At 67.9% G+C, this 15,525-nt stretch carries 13 protein-coding genes and 1 pseudogene; 9 read left to right on the forward strand and 5 right to left on the reverse strand.

Translation table 11 applies throughout. The features are described 5' to 3' along the window. The first annotated feature begins 222 nt into the window (after positions 1-222). From EV668_RS02205 to wecB, 6 genes are all read left to right on the forward strand, one after another. Entirely contained in the window at positions 223-1,242 is a 1,020-nt protein-coding gene (locus EV668_RS02205) for a Gfo/Idh/MocA family protein (protein WP_133768216.1), read from the forward strand. 166 nt (positions 1,243-1,408) lie between these two features. After that, entirely contained in the window at positions 1,409-2,752 is a 1,344-nt protein-coding gene (locus tag EV668_RS02210) for a DUF1800 domain-containing protein (protein WP_245512776.1), read from the forward strand. A 4-nt stretch (positions 2,753-2,756) separates the two neighbouring features. Next, on the forward strand, positions 2,757-3,983 hold the full coding sequence (locus EV668_RS02215) for a DUF1501 domain-containing protein (protein ID WP_133768218.1): 1,227 nt from the start codon (positions 2,757-2,759) through the stop codon (positions 3,981-3,983). A 261-nt stretch (positions 3,984-4,244) separates the two neighbouring features. Beyond that, entirely contained in the window at positions 4,245-4,493 is a 249-nt protein-coding gene (locus EV668_RS02220) for a hypothetical protein (protein WP_133768219.1), read from the forward strand. Between the two features lie 14 nt (positions 4,494-4,507). Further along, a complete protein-coding gene (locus tag EV668_RS02225; RefSeq protein ID WP_133768220.1) occupies positions 4,508-6,463 on the forward strand; it encodes a heparinase II/III family protein in 1,956 nt (651 codons plus the stop codon). Positions 6,464-7,133: 670 nt separating this feature from the next. Further along, complete coding sequence (gene wecB, locus EV668_RS02230) at positions 7,134-8,267, forward strand: non-hydrolyzing UDP-N-acetylglucosamine 2-epimerase (protein ID WP_133768221.1); 1,134 nt, start codon at positions 7,134-7,136, stop codon at positions 8,265-8,267. 97 nt (positions 8,268-8,364) lie between these two features. Here wecB and rfbA read toward each other — a convergent pair whose 3' ends face one another. Together rfbA and EV668_RS02240 are read right to left on the reverse strand one after the other, a co-directional pair. After that, entirely contained in the window at positions 8,365-9,252 is an 888-nt protein-coding gene (gene rfbA, locus EV668_RS02235; protein WP_133768222.1) for a glucose-1-phosphate thymidylyltransferase RfbA, read from the reverse strand. 491 nt (positions 9,253-9,743) lie between these two features. Then, positions 9,744-10,457 (reverse strand): RluA family pseudouridine synthase, encoded by a 714-nt coding sequence (locus EV668_RS02240; RefSeq protein WP_133768223.1) that lies wholly within the window; start codon positions 10,455-10,457, stop codon positions 9,744-9,746. Between the two features lie 44 nt (positions 10,458-10,501). Here EV668_RS02240 and ftsY point away from each other — a divergent pair, with 44 nt between their 5' ends. Then, a complete protein-coding gene (gene ftsY / locus EV668_RS02245; RefSeq protein ID WP_133768224.1) occupies positions 10,502-11,881 on the forward strand; it encodes a signal recognition particle-docking protein FtsY in 1,380 nt (459 codons plus the stop codon). Position 11,882: 1 nt separating this feature from the next. Here ftsY and EV668_RS02250 read toward each other — a convergent pair whose 3' ends face one another. From EV668_RS02250 to EV668_RS02260, 3 genes and pseudogenes are all read right to left on the reverse strand, one after another. Continuing rightward, on the reverse strand, positions 11,883-12,224 hold the full coding sequence (locus EV668_RS02250; protein WP_133768225.1) for a DUF2147 domain-containing protein: 342 nt from the start codon (positions 12,222-12,224) through the stop codon (positions 11,883-11,885). A 69-nt stretch (positions 12,225-12,293) separates the two neighbouring features. Then, a pseudogene (locus EV668_RS02255) lies at positions 12,294-12,623 on the reverse strand (type II toxin-antitoxin system VapC family toxin); the annotation flags it as partial. Positions 12,624-12,653: 30 nt separating this feature from the next. Further along, a complete protein-coding gene (locus tag EV668_RS02260) occupies positions 12,654-12,914 on the reverse strand; it encodes a type II toxin-antitoxin system VapB family antitoxin (RefSeq protein WP_166652311.1) in 261 nt (86 codons plus the stop codon). 80 nt (positions 12,915-12,994) lie between these two features. Here EV668_RS02260 and EV668_RS02265 point away from each other — a divergent pair, with 80 nt between their 5' ends. Both EV668_RS02265 and EV668_RS02270 read left to right on the forward strand, forming a co-directional pair. Beyond that, complete coding sequence (locus EV668_RS02265; protein ID WP_133768228.1) at positions 12,995-13,588, forward strand: septation protein A; 594 nt, start codon at positions 12,995-12,997, stop codon at positions 13,586-13,588. Positions 13,589-13,712: 124 nt separating this feature from the next. Next, the gene (locus tag EV668_RS02270) at positions 13,713-15,503 is read left to right on the forward strand and encodes a flavin-containing monooxygenase (protein ID WP_133768229.1); all 1,791 of its coding nucleotides are present in this window, start codon (positions 13,713-13,715) and stop codon (positions 15,501-15,503) included. The last annotated feature ends 22 nt before the right edge of the window (positions 15,504-15,525 follow it).

Raw genomic sequence — 15,525 nt, forward strand, 5'->3', positions numbered from 1 at the left:
CCCCACCCGGCTCGACGCTTCGCCTCGACTCGACCCTCCCCTCCAGGGAGGGATCGGCGGCGCGCCGCCTTCGGGTTGCGCGGTTCGAGGCGCGGGCCTATGGCCCGCTCATCGGCATGACGCCCGCCGCGTTCGGCGTCGACGTTTCGAAGACGGCGTCATGCTGAGGGTCGCGTCGCGGCCCGTCTCGACGCACGCAATCCGGTCTGGGCAAGTCAAGCGATGGCATCCACCGAGTTCCCCAAGGTCGCCGTGGTCGGCGTCGGCATCTGGGGCAGGAACCACGCCCGCAACCACGCCGAGATCGGCTCGCTCGCGGCGGTGGTCGACAAGGATGCGGAGGCGGCCGCGCGCATCGCCGGCCAGCACGGTGTCCCCGTCAGGAGCTTCGACGAGGTGCTGGCCGATCCGGCCATCGAGGGCATCGTCTTCGCCCTGCCGCCCTCGCAGAACCTGCCGCTCGGCCGGCGCGCGATCGAGGCGGGCAAGCATCCCTTCGTCGAGAAGCCCCTCGCCATGAACGGGCGGCAGGGGGCGGAGCTGGTCGCGCTCGCCGAGGCCGCCGATCGCCGGCTGATGATCGGCCATATCCTGCATTACCATCCGGCCTTCGTGGCCCTGGCCGGCCTCGTCGCCGAGGGGCGGCTCGGCCGCATCCTCTCCTGCGTCTCGCATCGCATGGATCTCGGCCGCATCCGGCGCGAGGAGGATGCGCTCTGGGCGCTCGGCACGCACGACGTGTCCATGATCCTGCGGCTGATGGGCGCCGATCCGCTGCACGTGACGGCCACCGGCGGCCGGCACACCCATCCGACCATCGCCGACACGACGCATGTCGCCATGGATTTCGGCGCGGGCGCGGCGGCCGAGATCCGCGTGTCCTGGCTGCATCCCTTCAAGGAGCAGCGGCTCGTCGTGATCGGCGAGGAGGCGATGGCCGTCTTCGACGATCTCCAGCCCTGGGATACGAAGCTCGTCCTCTATCGCCACCGCTTCGGCGAGCGGGACGGGCGCCCCTTCGCCGAGAAGGCGGACGGCGAGCCGGTTCCCGTCGAGCCGGGAGAGCCGCTGAAGCGCGAATGCCTCCATTTCCTGGCCTCGATCCGCTCGGGCGAGACGCCGCTCACGGACGGGCGCGAAGGGCTCCGCGTGCTGCGCGTGCTCGAACGGGCGAGCGCGTCGCTCGCCGACGAGGCCCGCATCAAGGCCTATGAGCGCATCCGCGGCACGCCGCGGAGCTGACCGTCTACCGGGGCCCGGCATCCTGCGACATCCCGCCCGGGCGGGATGCCATATTGCGCCCGCATTGCCCGGCTCCACATGACGCCTGTCGCGAACGGGGATGCCCTTGCTCAGCAGGAGCGCTGTAGCCGCATTGGGACGATTCGGGCTCGGCCCTCGCCATGACATGAGCGAGGCCGTCGGGCGCGATCCCCTGGGCGCGTTCCGCGAGGAGATCGGCCGCGGCACCGTTCCTCAGCCGACCGCGCCGGACCTCATGCCGACCGCCCAGGCTCTCAAGGAGCTGGAGGAGGAACAGAACCTGTTCCGCGCGGCCCGTCGGAAAGGCAATGCCCGCGTCGCCGCCAATCCCCAGTCGGAGCCGACGCCCGAGGAGACCATGGTGCCGAAGCCGCCGCTGGTCTTCCAGCGGCAGCTGGCATCGGAGCTGAAGGCCCGCCTTCGCCTCGCGATCGAGAGCGAAACCGGCTTCATCGAGCGGCTGGTGTGGTTCTGGTCGAACCACTTCGCCGTCTCGATCTCGAAAGGCGCGCAGACGCGCGTCAGCGTCGGATCGTATGAGCGAGAGGCGATCAGGCCGCATGTCCTCGGCCGGTTCGAGGACATGCTTCTCGCCGTCGAGCAGCATCCGACCATGCTGTTCTACCTCGACAACCAGCTCTCGGTCGGCCCGAACTCGCCGGCCGGCCGCAATCGCCGCCGCGGCCTGAACGAGAATCTCGCGCGCGAGATCCTCGAGCTCCACACGCTCGGGGTGAATGGCGGCTATGGCCAGGACGATGTCGTCGCGCTCGCCAAGATCCTGACCGGCCATCAGATCGCGGGGCTGGACGGCCGCCTCGGCGAGCCGGGAACGACAGTCTTCAATCCCGGTCTGCACGAGCCCGGTCCCGTGACGCTCCTCAAGACGGTCTATCCCGATACCGGAGCCGACCAGGCGCGGTCCGCATTGAGGGCGCTCGCGCATCACCCGTCGACGGCCCGTCACATCGCCCGCAAGCTCGTCGTGCATTTCCTGAGCGACCGGCCGGATGCGGCAGCCGTCGAACGACTGGAATCGGTCTTCCGCAAGACCGGTGGCGACCTCAAGGCCGTCTCGCTCGCGCTCCTCGACCTGCCGCAGGCCGGCGAGACGGAGTTCTCCAAGATCCGGCTGCCCCAGGAATTCGTCGTCGCGGGCTTCCGCCTCTGCAATCTGCAGGCGGACAGGCTCTACGGCGTGTTCATGCAAGGCCTTCGCGCTCTCGGCCAGGCGGTGTGGAATCCGGGCGGCCCGGACGGCTTCCCCGACGACGCCGCACACTGGGAATCGGCCGAGGGGATAAAGACCCGCCTCGACGTCGCCGCCTCGATCGCCCGGCGGGCCCAGTCGCTCGACCCCCGCTTGCTGGCCGAACAGGGCCTCGGGGAACTCGCCGCCGCCGAGACCCTTCAGAGCATCCGGGCCGCGGAGAGCCGGGCCCAGGGCATCGCCATCCTGCTCATGTCTCCCGAATTCCAACGGAGATAGGCCAATGACCGGATGTTCCGACTATCTCTCGCGCCGCGCGGTGCTCGGATCGGCGGGTGCGATGTTCGCCTGGGGGTTCGCGCCCCGCTTCGCCCAGGCCGCCGGGGGGCGGGATACGCGCTTCCTCTGCATCGTCCTGCGCGGCGCGATCGACGGCCTGTCGGCCGTCGCGCCGCTGGGCGATCCGGCCTATGCCGGCCTGCGCGGCAGCATCGCGCTCAGCGCCACGGGCGAGGTGCCCGCGCTGCCGCTGGACGGCTTCTTCTATCTCCACCCCGCGCTGCCCGAACTGCATCGCAGCTTCCAGGCGAAGGAAGCCCTGATCTGCCATGCGGTCGCGACCGGATACCGGCAGCGGTCGCATTTCGATGGCCAGGACGTGTTGGAAAGCGGACAGCCGAAGCCCGGCATGACGGCGTCGGGCTGGCTCAATCGGCTGGTCGCCCAATTGCCCGCCGGCAGCACGGTGCGGGGAAATAGCGGCCTGGCCGTCGGCACCGTCCCGCCGCTCGTCCTGCGCGGACCGGCACCGATCGTCGGCTGGGCTCCTCCGGTGATCGGCCTCGCCGACGACGATCTCGCGGAGCGCGTGCTGAGCCTGTACCGGCAGCGCGACCGCCGGCTGGCCGACGTGCTGGAGCGAGGGTTGGACGTCCGCCGCACGGTGATGGAATCGGGGCGGGCTGCGGAGCGGATGGACGGCAATCCGGGTACGCCGGGCGGCATGCGAACGATCGCGCGGGGCGCCGCTCGCCTCCTGGCCGCTCCGGATGGGCCGCGCGTCGCGGCCATGGCCTTCGAGGGGTGGGACACCCATGCCAACGAGGGCGGAGCAAAGGGGCGGCTGGCGCATCTCCTCGGAGGATTGGATCAGGCGCTCGTGGCGATCCGCACCGAACTCCAGGAGCACTGGAAGGATACGGTTGTCATGGTCGTGACCGAATTCGGTCGTACGGCTCGCGTGAACGGGACGGTCGGCACGGATCACGGGACCGGCACGATCGCCCTGCTCGTCGGTGGCTGCGTGAATGGGGGGCGGGTGATCTCGGATTGGCCGGGGCTGAAGCCGGGCGATCTGCACGACGGCCGCGATCTGAAACCGACGCTGGATGTGAGGGCGTTGGCGAGCGGGTTGTTCGCCGATCTGTTCGGTGTCTCGCGGGCGCGGCTCGGTGAGGTCGTCTTCCCGGAGACGATCGGGCTCCGCCCGGTTTCCGGCCTCATCGTGTGAGGGCGGCGGGGAGGAGGCCATCGGGGGCACGGGCCATGTGAAGCCCCGTCAGGCCGTTGAAATCAAATTGAAACCAAGTGCGACATTCTGTCAAAGAAAGTGACCTAGTCCTTGAGGAAAAAGCGAGGCAAGGCGTGAGCCGATCATCGCTTCGACACAGGATTGGCATAGCGTGATGCTGCCTGACCAAGCGTAGAAGCCATCATCTGCCGGGGGCTTCGGCGGGTTGTTTGGTCCGGACAATTATTGAGGAGGGGCGAGTTGAATAACGACACTATTAAGACGTTGCGTGATCGGGTTGAAAACGACGGACTCTTGACGAAGGACGAGCAGCTTTTGGTCCTCCAAGATCTTTTTCGCGCGAATCGCCGCATTCTGGCTGCCAAAAAGGCCGGTTATCGCGAGAATGCGGCTGATCGGGGTGTCTGGATGTCTCCTTCGGCCCGTCCGGCAGAAAAGTCTGCGGGCTCCCAGGACGATGAGACGGTCTCATCTTCGCAGATACTTTGAAACTCATTAAATCCATGACGGTTTTCATGAAGGCCTCGGGAGCCAAGACTCTCGAGAAGTTGACCAAGCTCGCGACCTCGCCCGGCCCGCCGACGCGCGACGAGGTCGGAGAGGCGCGCTCGCTCCTGCAACGGATCAGAGCTTTGCCGGCTGCAGGCAACAGCGAGCGCCAGCAGGCCGTCGAGGCCTTTGGCCGGATCCGAGAGTCCTATGCTGCCGAGGTCGAGCGTCGCCGGGTCGAGCCTGCCGCGAAGGCCGAGAACCACGACAGGGCGATCGGTAAACCGTCCGAAGCCATCCGAATTGAGCCGGATCGTCTCTCGGCCGCTTTGGCCGCCGTCCGCGGCCGTCCCCTGGTCCGACGGACGCGAAGCGCGCTGATCGAGTCGGATTTCGGTGTGTTCGGCGGGGTGCCGACCGGCGGCGCGGAATCGGTGATCGTCGCCGTGCAGGAGGCCGAAGGCTGGAAGGCCCGGAGCGATACGCTCGGATGGGTCGTCCCGGATCCCATCGACTGGTCCGCGGACCCCTTCGGGGACAAGAATTGGGTCGCCCAGTTCCACGGCTGGCGGCTGATGAACGTCTACCTGCGCGCCTATTCGGCCTCGCGCGATCCGGAGATGCTGCGCCGGATCGTGCCATGGATGGTGGCGTGGGCGCAGTACCGGCGCGATCTCGCTCCCGATCGGCACAATCACGTCGACCCGCAATCCGGCATGCGGTCGACCGGCCTCGCGGTCGTGCTGGACTCCATTCGCCGCGGCGAACTTGTGGTGTCGGCGGAGGACGAGGTCGCGTTGCACGATCTCGCGCTCGATCAGGTCGCGTGGCTGGCAGGCGGAAACATCGCCTACATGAACCACGCCTATTACCAGATCATCGGGCTCGAGCTGATGTGCCGCGTGCTCGACGACGAGCCCTGGGCGCCGCTCTGCCGGGATCATGTCGCCGGAGTCTTCGAGGAGTTTCTCGCCTCGCAGTTTACCGACGAAGGGGTGCATGTCGAGAATTCGCCGAGCTACCATTTCTACGCGATCAGCCAGATCATGCGCGGCAATCTCGGCAGCCTCAGCGACAAGGCGGCGGAGATCGTGGCCAGGGCGGACGAGGCCTATCCGTGGTTCGTGCTTCCGCATGGACGCCTCGCGACGATCGGCGATACCTCGGACCGTGAGGATCCCGTGCTCGCCGATGCCCGGGACCATGTCCGCGTCGTCGGCGATGCCACCTACGCCGTCGCTCCGTTCTGGTCGTCCGGATATGCCGTGGTGCGTTCCCTGCCCGACGTGCCGCCGTCCGACGCGTCGATGCTGATCCTGGCGGGGACGAGCCGCACCCATATCCACAGCCATGCCGACAAGCTGAGCTTCATTCTGTTCGAACGCGGCCAGCAGGTTCTGATCGACACCGGCAAGTACGGCTACACGCGTGATCCGATGCGCTCCTATGTCGAGAGTGCGGCGGCTCACAACACCGTGGGGCTGGCGACGACGGATATCGGCCGCCTCGCCTTCCGGCTCGGCTCCGCCAGTCTCGATGCCCCGCGGGTCGAGGGTGATGAGATCGTCCTCGGGGGCGAGGTCGAGTGGACGCCTCACCGCTACGCCGATTTCGCCTTCGGCCACCGGCGGGAGCTTCGTTACGCCCCGGGCAGGCACCTGACGATCCACGACACGCTGCGATCCGACACGGCGATGTCCTATGCGAGCCGCCTCCATCTCGCGCGCGATATCGAGCTCGTCCGCGAGGGGCCCGTCTTCACCGGGCGGCTCCTGGACGGAACCGGGCTGCGGATCGAATGCCTCGAGCCGGATGCGGAGATCCGAACCTATCGCGGCAGCATGGATCCTGTCCGAGGCTGGGAGACCGTCGATTATCTGAAGATGGAGCCGGCGACGACGCTGGAGGCGGTGTGCTCCGGCGACGATCGCGTCATCCGATGGACGGTCAGCTTCCTGCCGGCGACATGACGTCGTGCAAGCGAAGCTCGCGCGGTGCGAGGGTCGTTCGGTGAGGTTCGCGTGGTCCGTGTCAGCGACGTTTGAAGGAGAGAGCTGTTGCCGGATGGAGACATCGCGTGCTGAGCGGAAGTGATAGCGTCGCCCTCGCTATGCGCAACGAACACCGCTCAACCGCAGGCGTCCAGCCGACGCGGCCGAACGTGCCGGCCGAGGCGGTCTTCACGCCGTTCTTCGGCCCGAGCGTCCGGGCGGGATCGGGCGCCGCATACGATCCTCACTTTCCCGGTGCGAAAGAGGCTCAGACGGCTCAGGCCGAACGCCAGGGCCCGGGACGACGGGCCTTGCCGTCGGTCTGAACCGTCCGGCGCGTGTGATCGTAGTTTCATCGAAGCGCCCTATCGTGCGTCATGCGGCGGGGCCGCCCGTCCACGAAACACGGGGGAAAAGGCCATGGGCTAAGGCGACACGATTTCGTCGCAAGCCGCTCACGGTCGTTTCGGCTCACGCGGGGATGTCGCCGGATCGCGTTCGGATCGCATGGGGTGCCTGCCTGCTGATCTGCCCGCCGGGTCGGTGTTGAAGTAGTATGTTGCGTCTGTTGGTCTCCGTGACGAGACGGAGAGCAGAACGCAGATCGATCGAACGAAGCCCGCAAGTTTCCGTGAGGACATCGGTGAATATGATCAACGCAGATGAAAAGAAGCACGTCGTATGCGTTGTGGGCACGCGGCCGGAAGCCATCAAGATGGCGCCGGTCATCGCCGAGCTGAAGCTTCGTCCCTGGTGCAGGGTGACGGTCGTGGGCACCGGGCAGCATCGCGAGATGATGCACCAGGCGCTCGGCGCCTTCGGCCTCGGCGTCGATGTCGATCTCGACGTGATGACGCCCAACCAGCGCCTTTCGACCCTGTCGTCCCGGATCCTGTCGGGCTTCGACGCCTATCTCCAGAAGGAGAATCCCGATCTCGTCCTCGCGCAGGGCGACACGACGACGGTGATGGCGGTCGCCCTATGCTGCTTCCACGCCAAGGTTCCGCTGGGCCATGTCGAGGCCGGGCTTCGGACCTCGCAGATCGACAATCCCTTCCCCGAGGAGTTCAACCGCCGCATCGCCTCGCTCGCGGCTGCGCTGCATTTCGCGCCGACGGGGCGGGCGAAGGAGAAGCTCCTCGCCGAGAACTACGATCCCGCCACCGTCTTCGTCACCGGCAATACGGTGATCGACGCGTTGCTCACGATCCTGAAGCAATATCCCGAGTCGTCGGCCAAGTCCGACATCGTGCTGGTGACGATGCACCGGCGCGAGAACCATGGCCTGCCGATGGAGCGTGTCTGCGAGTCGATCGCCCGGCTGCACGATCGCTATCCTCATCTTCGGTTCCGCCTGCCCGTCCATCCCAATCCGGCGGTCAAATCCGTCGTCGAGGCGAAGCTGAAGGGGCTCGAGCGGATCGTCCTGTCCGACCCGCTCTCCTATGGCGAACTCGCCTGCGTGATGCGGGACAGCCTGCTCATCCTGACCGATAGCGGCGGGATCCAGGAGGAGGCGCCCATCCTGCGCAAGCCCGTCCTCGTGCTGCGGTCGGAGACCGAGCGGCCCGAAGCCCTCGATGCCGGCGTCGGCAAGCTCGTCGGGACGGATAGCGCGCTCATCGAGGCGGAGGTCGACCGCCTCCTGACCGACGAGGCCTATTATGCCTCGATGGCATCGGGAGCCTCTCCCTACGGAGACGGCCAGGCGGCCCAGCGGATCGCGGATCGTTGTGCCGCCTATCTCGGGCTCGGCGGCACCGTGATGCCCGACTTCGCGTAGGCCCGAAACGGGGCCCGGCTTCCGGGCGACAGAGGGCGTCTGAGCCTGCCGTCATGTCGATGACGGCAGGCTTTCTCGTTCCAGCTCCCCGCGGGGTTCAGGAGCGACCGCGGCTGCCGAGTTCCTTGGCCGTCCGGATGAGATACTGCCCGTACTGGCTCTTGCCGATCCGGCCGCCGAGCTCGGCCAGCTGGTCCGGAGCGATCCAGCCGTTGCGGCAGGCGATCTCCTCGGGGCAGGCAATCCGCAGGCCCTGGCGCTGCTCGAGGGTGCGCACGAACTCGCCGGCGCCGAGAAGGCTGTCCGGCGTTCCGGTATCGAGCCAGGCGAAGCCGCGATTCATCGACTCGACGGAGAGTTCGCCCCGCTCGAGATAGACGCGGTTGACGTCGGTGATCTCGAGTTCGCCGCGGGGCGAGGGCTTGAGGCCCTTGGCGATGTCGACGACCTGGCCGTCGTAGAAATACAGCCCGGTGACGGCCCAGTTCGATTTGGGAGCCGTCGGCTTCTCCTCGATGGAGATGGCCTTGCCGGCCGCGTCGAACTCGACCACGCCGTAACGTTCCGGATCGCTGACGTGATAGGCGAAGACGGTCGCCCCGGCCTGACGCTCCTTGGCCCGGTGCAGCACCTCCGCCAGCGCATGGCCGTAGAACAGGTTGTCGCCCAGGATCAGCACGGACGGCTGGCCGGCGACGAAGTCCTCGCCGATGAGATAGGCCTGAGCCAGGCCGCCCGGATGAGGCTGCTCGGCATAGCTGAACTCGAGGCCCCATTCGGCGCCATCGCCCAGCAGCTGCTTGAAATGCGGCAGGTCATGCGGCGTCGAGATGATCAGGATCTCGCGAATGCCGCCGAGCATCAGCGTCGAGAGAGGGTAGTAGATCATCGGCTTGTCGTAGACGGGCAGAAGCTGCTTCGACATCGCCAGCGTCATGGGATGAAGCCGGGTGCCGGAACCGCCGGCCAGAATGATACCCTTCATCGTCTATCCTTGCTCTCTGAGGCAGGTGCTCATGGATAAGCTCTCCTATGCCGAGAATTGTCGTGCAATGATGGCGAGGTCGTGCGCGAGGCCGCCTGCATGCATCGAAATGGCGGCTGCCCTGAACCGTCCCTTCAAGGGTCAGGCTCCCGCGCAACCACGCTCCCCGTAGCCAGGCTCGACGTCAATCGTATGGCGGCCGAAAGAGAAATGTCCGGGATGATCTGCCGCGATGCTTTCGTCGAGGCGCGCGCTGTCGAATATGCGAGCTCGACGACTTTGCCAGGCATGCGTTCGACTTCGCCCACGTCCGCCTCTCCAGCTCAAGGTTCGATGATCGAAGCGGCGGAAGCTGCGCTTGAGGGCTCGACTATAGGGCTCGTCTCGATGCGGCTCAAGCGCGAGTCGCGCGACATCGCGAATGGCGAAGGGTCCACAGGGCCTCGATGTGCTGTCGAAAGACTTGAGATGTCTTCGTCATATTGGCGCGCTCACGGAGCGGTATCGGCGGGGGGCGCGGCCGGCATCGCGGGCGCATCCTGCACGATGCGGCCCAGCGCCTCGGCCATCGGCGGCGGGACCGGCGCTTCGACGAGGATGGCCGGCTTCTTCGGATAGAGCGGAACCGTGACCGAGCGCGCATGCAGCATGAGGCGGGGCGCGCGCGTCCCGCCATAGGTCGCATCGCCCAGGATCGGCCAGCCCATGGCGGCGCAATGGACCCGCAACTGATGGGTCCGCCCCGTGACGGGCGTCAGTTCGAGCCAGGCGAGGCCGTCCACGCTGCCGAGCCGGCGCCAATGCGTGAGCGAGGGCTGCCCATCCTCCGCGACCCTCATCCGCCAGTCGCGCCGGTCGGGCGAGCGGCGGGCGAGGGGGAGGTCGATCGTGCCGGCCTCCTCCTGCGGGCCGCCCTCGACGAGGGCCCAGTAGCGCTTCTCGACCGCCCCGGTCGCGAAGAGCGAGGAGAGCCGGGCGAGGGCACGCGGATGGCGTCCGAGGACGAGGCAGCCCGATGTGTCGCGATCGAGCCGATGGGCGAGTTCCGGCCGGCGCGGCAGCCCGAACCGGAGATCGTCCAGCCAGTCGGTCAGCGTCTCGCCGCCCCGCCCGTCACGGTGGACCGGCAGGCCGGACGGCTTGTCCAGAACGAGCATCAGGGCATCGCGGTAGATGAGGCGAGCCGTTATGGTGGCGGCATCCATGCCGCCGGGCTACGCGCCGAAGGGCGGCACCGCAAGGATTGATGATGGCACTCCAAGGCCGAAAGCCCGGTTGGCTTCTCGACAGGATTCTCGGACGGCGGAGCGAGGAGGAGAAGCCCGCCGAGCCGCCCGCTCCCGCCGAGCCGATGCCGGCACCCGAGCCGGCTCACGGCGCCGAACCGTCGCCCCTGTCGCCCGCATCTCAATCCGAGGGCGTGCCCGATTTCACGACGGCTGCCGCCGAGGTCCCGCCGGCGGAGAGCGAGCCCGTCGGCGATCTGGCCGGCGCGGACTTGGCCGGCGCGGACTTGGCTGGTGCCGACCTGCCGGCGGAAGCGGGGACACAGGCCGATCCCGACATCCCGCAGGCGGAGGCGCCGGCCGAAGGCACGCCGCCCGACCTCGGCTCCGAGGGTGCGGACGGCGGCGCGTCCTTCGAAGCCTCGCTTCGCGAGGCACCTCAGGATGAGGCCGCCTCGGCCCCAGCACCGCCTCCGGAGGAGCCGCGGCGCGGCTGGTTCCGCCGGCTCACGGACGGGATGCGCCGCACCTCGTCCGCCATCGGCGAGAGCGTGACGAGCCTCTTCACCAAGAAGAAGCTCGACCGGGCGACGCTCGAGGATCTCGAGGACGTCCTCGTCGGTGCCGATCTCGGCGTCGAGACGGCGACGAAGATCACCCAGGCCATCTCCGCCGGCCGCTACGATCGCGAGATCGAGCCGGCCGAGGTGAAGGCGATCATGGCGGCGGAGATCGAGAAGGTCCTGGCGCCGATCGCGAAGCCCCTCGTGATCGACCGGGGCCGCAAGCCCTTCGTGCTGCTGATGGTCGGCGTCAACGGCGCGGGCAAGACGACGACGATCGGCAAGCTCGCCCAGAAGTTCCGCGGCGACGGGCTCGCGGTCACGATCGCGGCCGGCGACACCTTCCGCGCCGCCGCGATCGAGCAGCTCAAGGTCTGGGGAGAGCGGGTCGGAGCGCCGGTCATCGCGCGCCAGCAGGGGGCGGACGCCGCCGGCCTCGCCTATGACGCGTTCGAGGAGGCGCGCGGGCGGGGCGCGGACGTCCTGATGATCGACACGGCCGGCCGGCTCCAGAACAAGGCCGGCCTGATGGCCGAGCTCGAGAAGATCATCCGCGTGCTCCGAAAGATCGATCCCGAGGCACCGCATGCCGTGCTGCTGGTGCTCGACGCGACGGTCGGCCAGAACGCGCTCTCGCAGGTCGAGCTCTTCTCGAAGACGGCGGGCGTGACCGGGCTCGTGATGACGAAGCTCGACGGGACGGCGCGCGGCGGCATCCTCGTGGCGCTGGCGGCGAAATTCGGCCTGCCGGTGCATTTCATCGGGGTGGGCGAGGGCGTCGAGGACCTCGAACCCTTCACCGCGCGCGACTTCTCGCGCGCCATCGCGGGTCTCGAGTGAGCTAGCGCCTGGTCCAGGTCTCGGTCCGGCAGGCGGCCGTGCCGGCGAGGCAGCCCGTCAGTTGCACCGTCCGGCCGGACAGCGTCGCCCAGCCGCGATAGGCGCGGCCGGTCGCGGGATCGACGACGGTTCCGGAATAGCGCCCGTCGCCGGAGGCCGTCACATTGCCGATCCGCGTGCCGGCATGCGGGCCGGAGCGGAGCGTGATGCAGAGCTGGCCGGAGCAGGGGCGGACGACGGCCCGCCACCCCGCCGCATTGCGCCAGGAGCCGAGGATCGGATCGGCGGCGACGGCCGGCACGGCTCCGAACAGGGCGAGGACCAGGACGATCGAACCGCGCATCAAGACCCCTTCTCGCAATGCCGATACGGGGAGAGTCGCGAGAGGCCGGTCGGGTTCCACCGGCTGGGCTCAGCTTGCCAGGGCGGAGGCGAGATCGGTCTGCCCGAAATCGCGACCTTTGAAGAGCAGGGGCGCGCCGAGGTGCCGTGCCAACGCGTAGGCGAAACAGTCGCCGTAGTTCAGTCCAGCGGGGTGTCGTCCTTTGCCGTAGAGAGAAAACGCGTCGGCCGCGAGCCGAGCCTGCTCATGATCGACGGCCGAAACGTGGATCGCTTCAGCCCGCAGCCATTGATCAAGGACGTCTCGGCCGCCGAGCCGTGCGGACGCGATCATGGCGCATTCCAGATAGCTCCCGGCGCTGATGACGCGTTCCGGCGAACGGCGCAGCGCCTCTGACGATGCAGACGAAGACGGAGGTGGCGACGACGATCACCTCGGGAACCCATCCGCGTCATAGGCGAGGATCTCATCGAAGGGCCTGTCGTCGATCACGGGCAGGCTGTTCCACGCCTGCTGCAGGCGACGCGCGTTGTCCATTCCGGCCTTTACATCTTGTGCGACCTCGCCGTCGCTTCTCAGCTTCTCCTCACGAAGGAGGGAGAGGAGAAGGTCGGTCGTTCCTTTTCCGGTGCGTCGTTTCAACTCGGCCAGAAGCTCTTCCGCCTCGCGGTTCTTGATGTTGATGGGCACCTGAAGATCTCCCGTGCATTGCAGAATGCCCTCTGTTTTCTGTATCACGAGCCGCTCGCGCCCCAAAGACCGACTGGACCATGGACGAACCCCGCCGCTCCCCGCTCAATCCCCTCGCCAAGCTTGCGCTCGAACTCGGGCCGCTGGTCCTGTTCTTCTTCGCCAATGCCTACGGGGATCGGTTCGGCATCGCGCAGGATCGCCGCATCTTCGTCGCGACGGGGCTTTTCGTCGTCGCGACGCTGATCGCGCTCGCAGTGCATTACGTGCTCGTGCGGCGCCTGCCGATCATGCCGCTCGTCTCGGCGGTGGTGGTGGTGGTGTTCGGCGGGCTGACCGTGGCTTTGAACGACGAGATCTTCATCAAGCTGAAGCCGACCATCGTGAACACGTTGTTCGGAATCTGTCTCCTGATCGGGCTGTATTTCAGGAAGCCGCTCCTCGCGATCGTGCTCGATTCCGTCTTCGACCTCACCGAAGAGGGCTGGCGCAAGCTGACCTTCCGCTGGGCGATCTTCTTCTTCGTCCTCGCCGCTCTCAACGAGATCGTATGGCGCACCCAGACGACCGATACCTGGGTGAACTTCAAGGTCTTCGGCATCATGCCGCTGACCCTCGTCTTCGCGCTCGCCCAGACGCCGCTCCTCATGCGCCATGAGGTGAAGCGGAGCTGACCGGGTCGGCCTCAAACGGCTCTCCGGCGGTTGCGCGGGCGGGCCGCTTTGACGACACTGCGCTTCGAATGCCGCAGCGACGGCACGGCCGGCGGGTTGCCGGCCACGGATCGAGGAAGCGCAGATGTCCGTTACCGAGGAGGCCAGAGCGGCCGTCGAATCCTGGCTCGCCGCCTTTGAGGGGGCTCTGTCCGGGGGCGACGAGGCGGCGCTCGCGGCTTTGTTCGAGCCCGATTGCCATTGGCGCGACGTCCTCGCCCTGACCTGGGATTACACGACCGTGAGCGGCCGCGATTCGGTGGTCGCCGGGCTGGCCGCTCGCGCCCTGGGGACGCGTCCGCGCGGGTTCGCGCTGGCCGAGGGCCGCACACCTCCCCGTTCGGCGATGCGCGCCGGGCGGACCGCGACCGAGGCGATCTTCTCGTTCGAGACCGACGAGGGGCGGGGCAGCGGCGTCGTTCGCCTCGACGCAGGCGAGGATGGCCGGCCGAAGGCCTGGACGCTGCTGACCACGCTCGACGAGATCAAGGGGCACGAGGAGCGCATCGGGCGGGCGCGTCCGAAGGGCCAGGCCGAGGCCCGCGATTTCAGCGGGCCGAACTGGCTCGACAAGCGCCGCGCTGCCGCCGCCTATGCCGACCACGATCCGGCGGTGCTGATCGTCGGCGGGGGACAGGCCGGCCTCGCCATCGCCGCTCGCCTGCGCCAGCTCGGGCTCGACGCGCTGATCGTCGATCGTGAGGCCCGGGTCGGCGACAATTGGCGTCGCCGCTACCACGCGCTGACGCTGCACAATCAGGTCCAGGTCAACCACCTGCCCTACATGCCCTTCCCGCCGAGCTGGCCGACCTACATCCCGAAGGACATGCTGGCGAACTGGTTCGAGGCCTATGTCGAGGCGCTCGAGCTCAATTTCTGGACGGAGACCGAGTTCGAGGGGGGCTCCTGGGACGAACGCGCGGAGCAATGGACCGTCACGCTCCGCCGCGCCGACGGCTCACGGCGGACGATGCGCCCGCGCCACGTCATCCTCGCCACCGGCGTCAGCGGCATTCCGAACCTGCCCGACATCCCGACGCTCGACCGCTTCGCCGGCACGATCATGCATTCGGGCCGCTACGAGGACGGGGAGGCCTTCGCCGGTCGGAACGCGATCGTCATCGGCACCGGCAACAGCGCCCATGACGTCGCGCAGGACCTCGCGTCGAGCGGCGCCACGGTGACGATGGTCCAGCGCAGCCCGACCCTCGTGGTCAATGTCGAGCCGAGCGCCCAGCTCGCCTATGCGCTCTACGACGAGGGACCGCCGCTCGAGGATTGCGACCTCATCGCCACATCGATGTCGACCCCGCTCGCCCGTGTGGCCCACCGCCGGCTCACCGAGCGCTCACGCGAGCTCGACAAGGACCTCCTGGCCGGCCTCGAGGCCAAGGGCTTCCGGCTCGATTTCGGCGAGGACGGGACGGGCTGGCAGTTCAAGTATCTCACCCGGGGCGGCGGCTACTACTTCAACGTGGGCTGCTCCGATCTGATCGCGAAGGGCGATGTCGGGCTCATCCAGCACGGCGACATCGCCGAGTTCACGCCGGACGGATTGCGCCTCAAGGACGGCCGGACGATCCCCGCCGATCTCGTCGTCCTCGGCACGGGCTACAAGGGCCAGGAGGAGCTGGTGGCGAAGCTCTTCGGCGAGGAGACGGCGCGGCGTGTCGGCCCGATCTGGGGCTTCGGCGCGGGCGAGGAACTGCGCAACATGTATGTCCGCACGCCGCAGCCGGGCCTCTGGTTCATCGCCGGCTCGCTCGCGCAGTGCCGGATCAACTCGAAGTTCCTCGCCCTCCAGATCAAGGCGATCGAGGAGGGGCTGCTGCCGGCCTCGCGCGACGAGCCGGTGCGAGAGCTGGAGATGGCGTGAAGGGGGCGCGCCGCCCAAGGAG

The sequence above is a fragment of the Enterovirga rhinocerotis genome (genome assembly GCF_004363955.1).
GTDB classification, from domain to species: domain Bacteria; phylum Pseudomonadota; class Alphaproteobacteria; order Rhizobiales; family Beijerinckiaceae; genus Enterovirga; species Enterovirga rhinocerotis.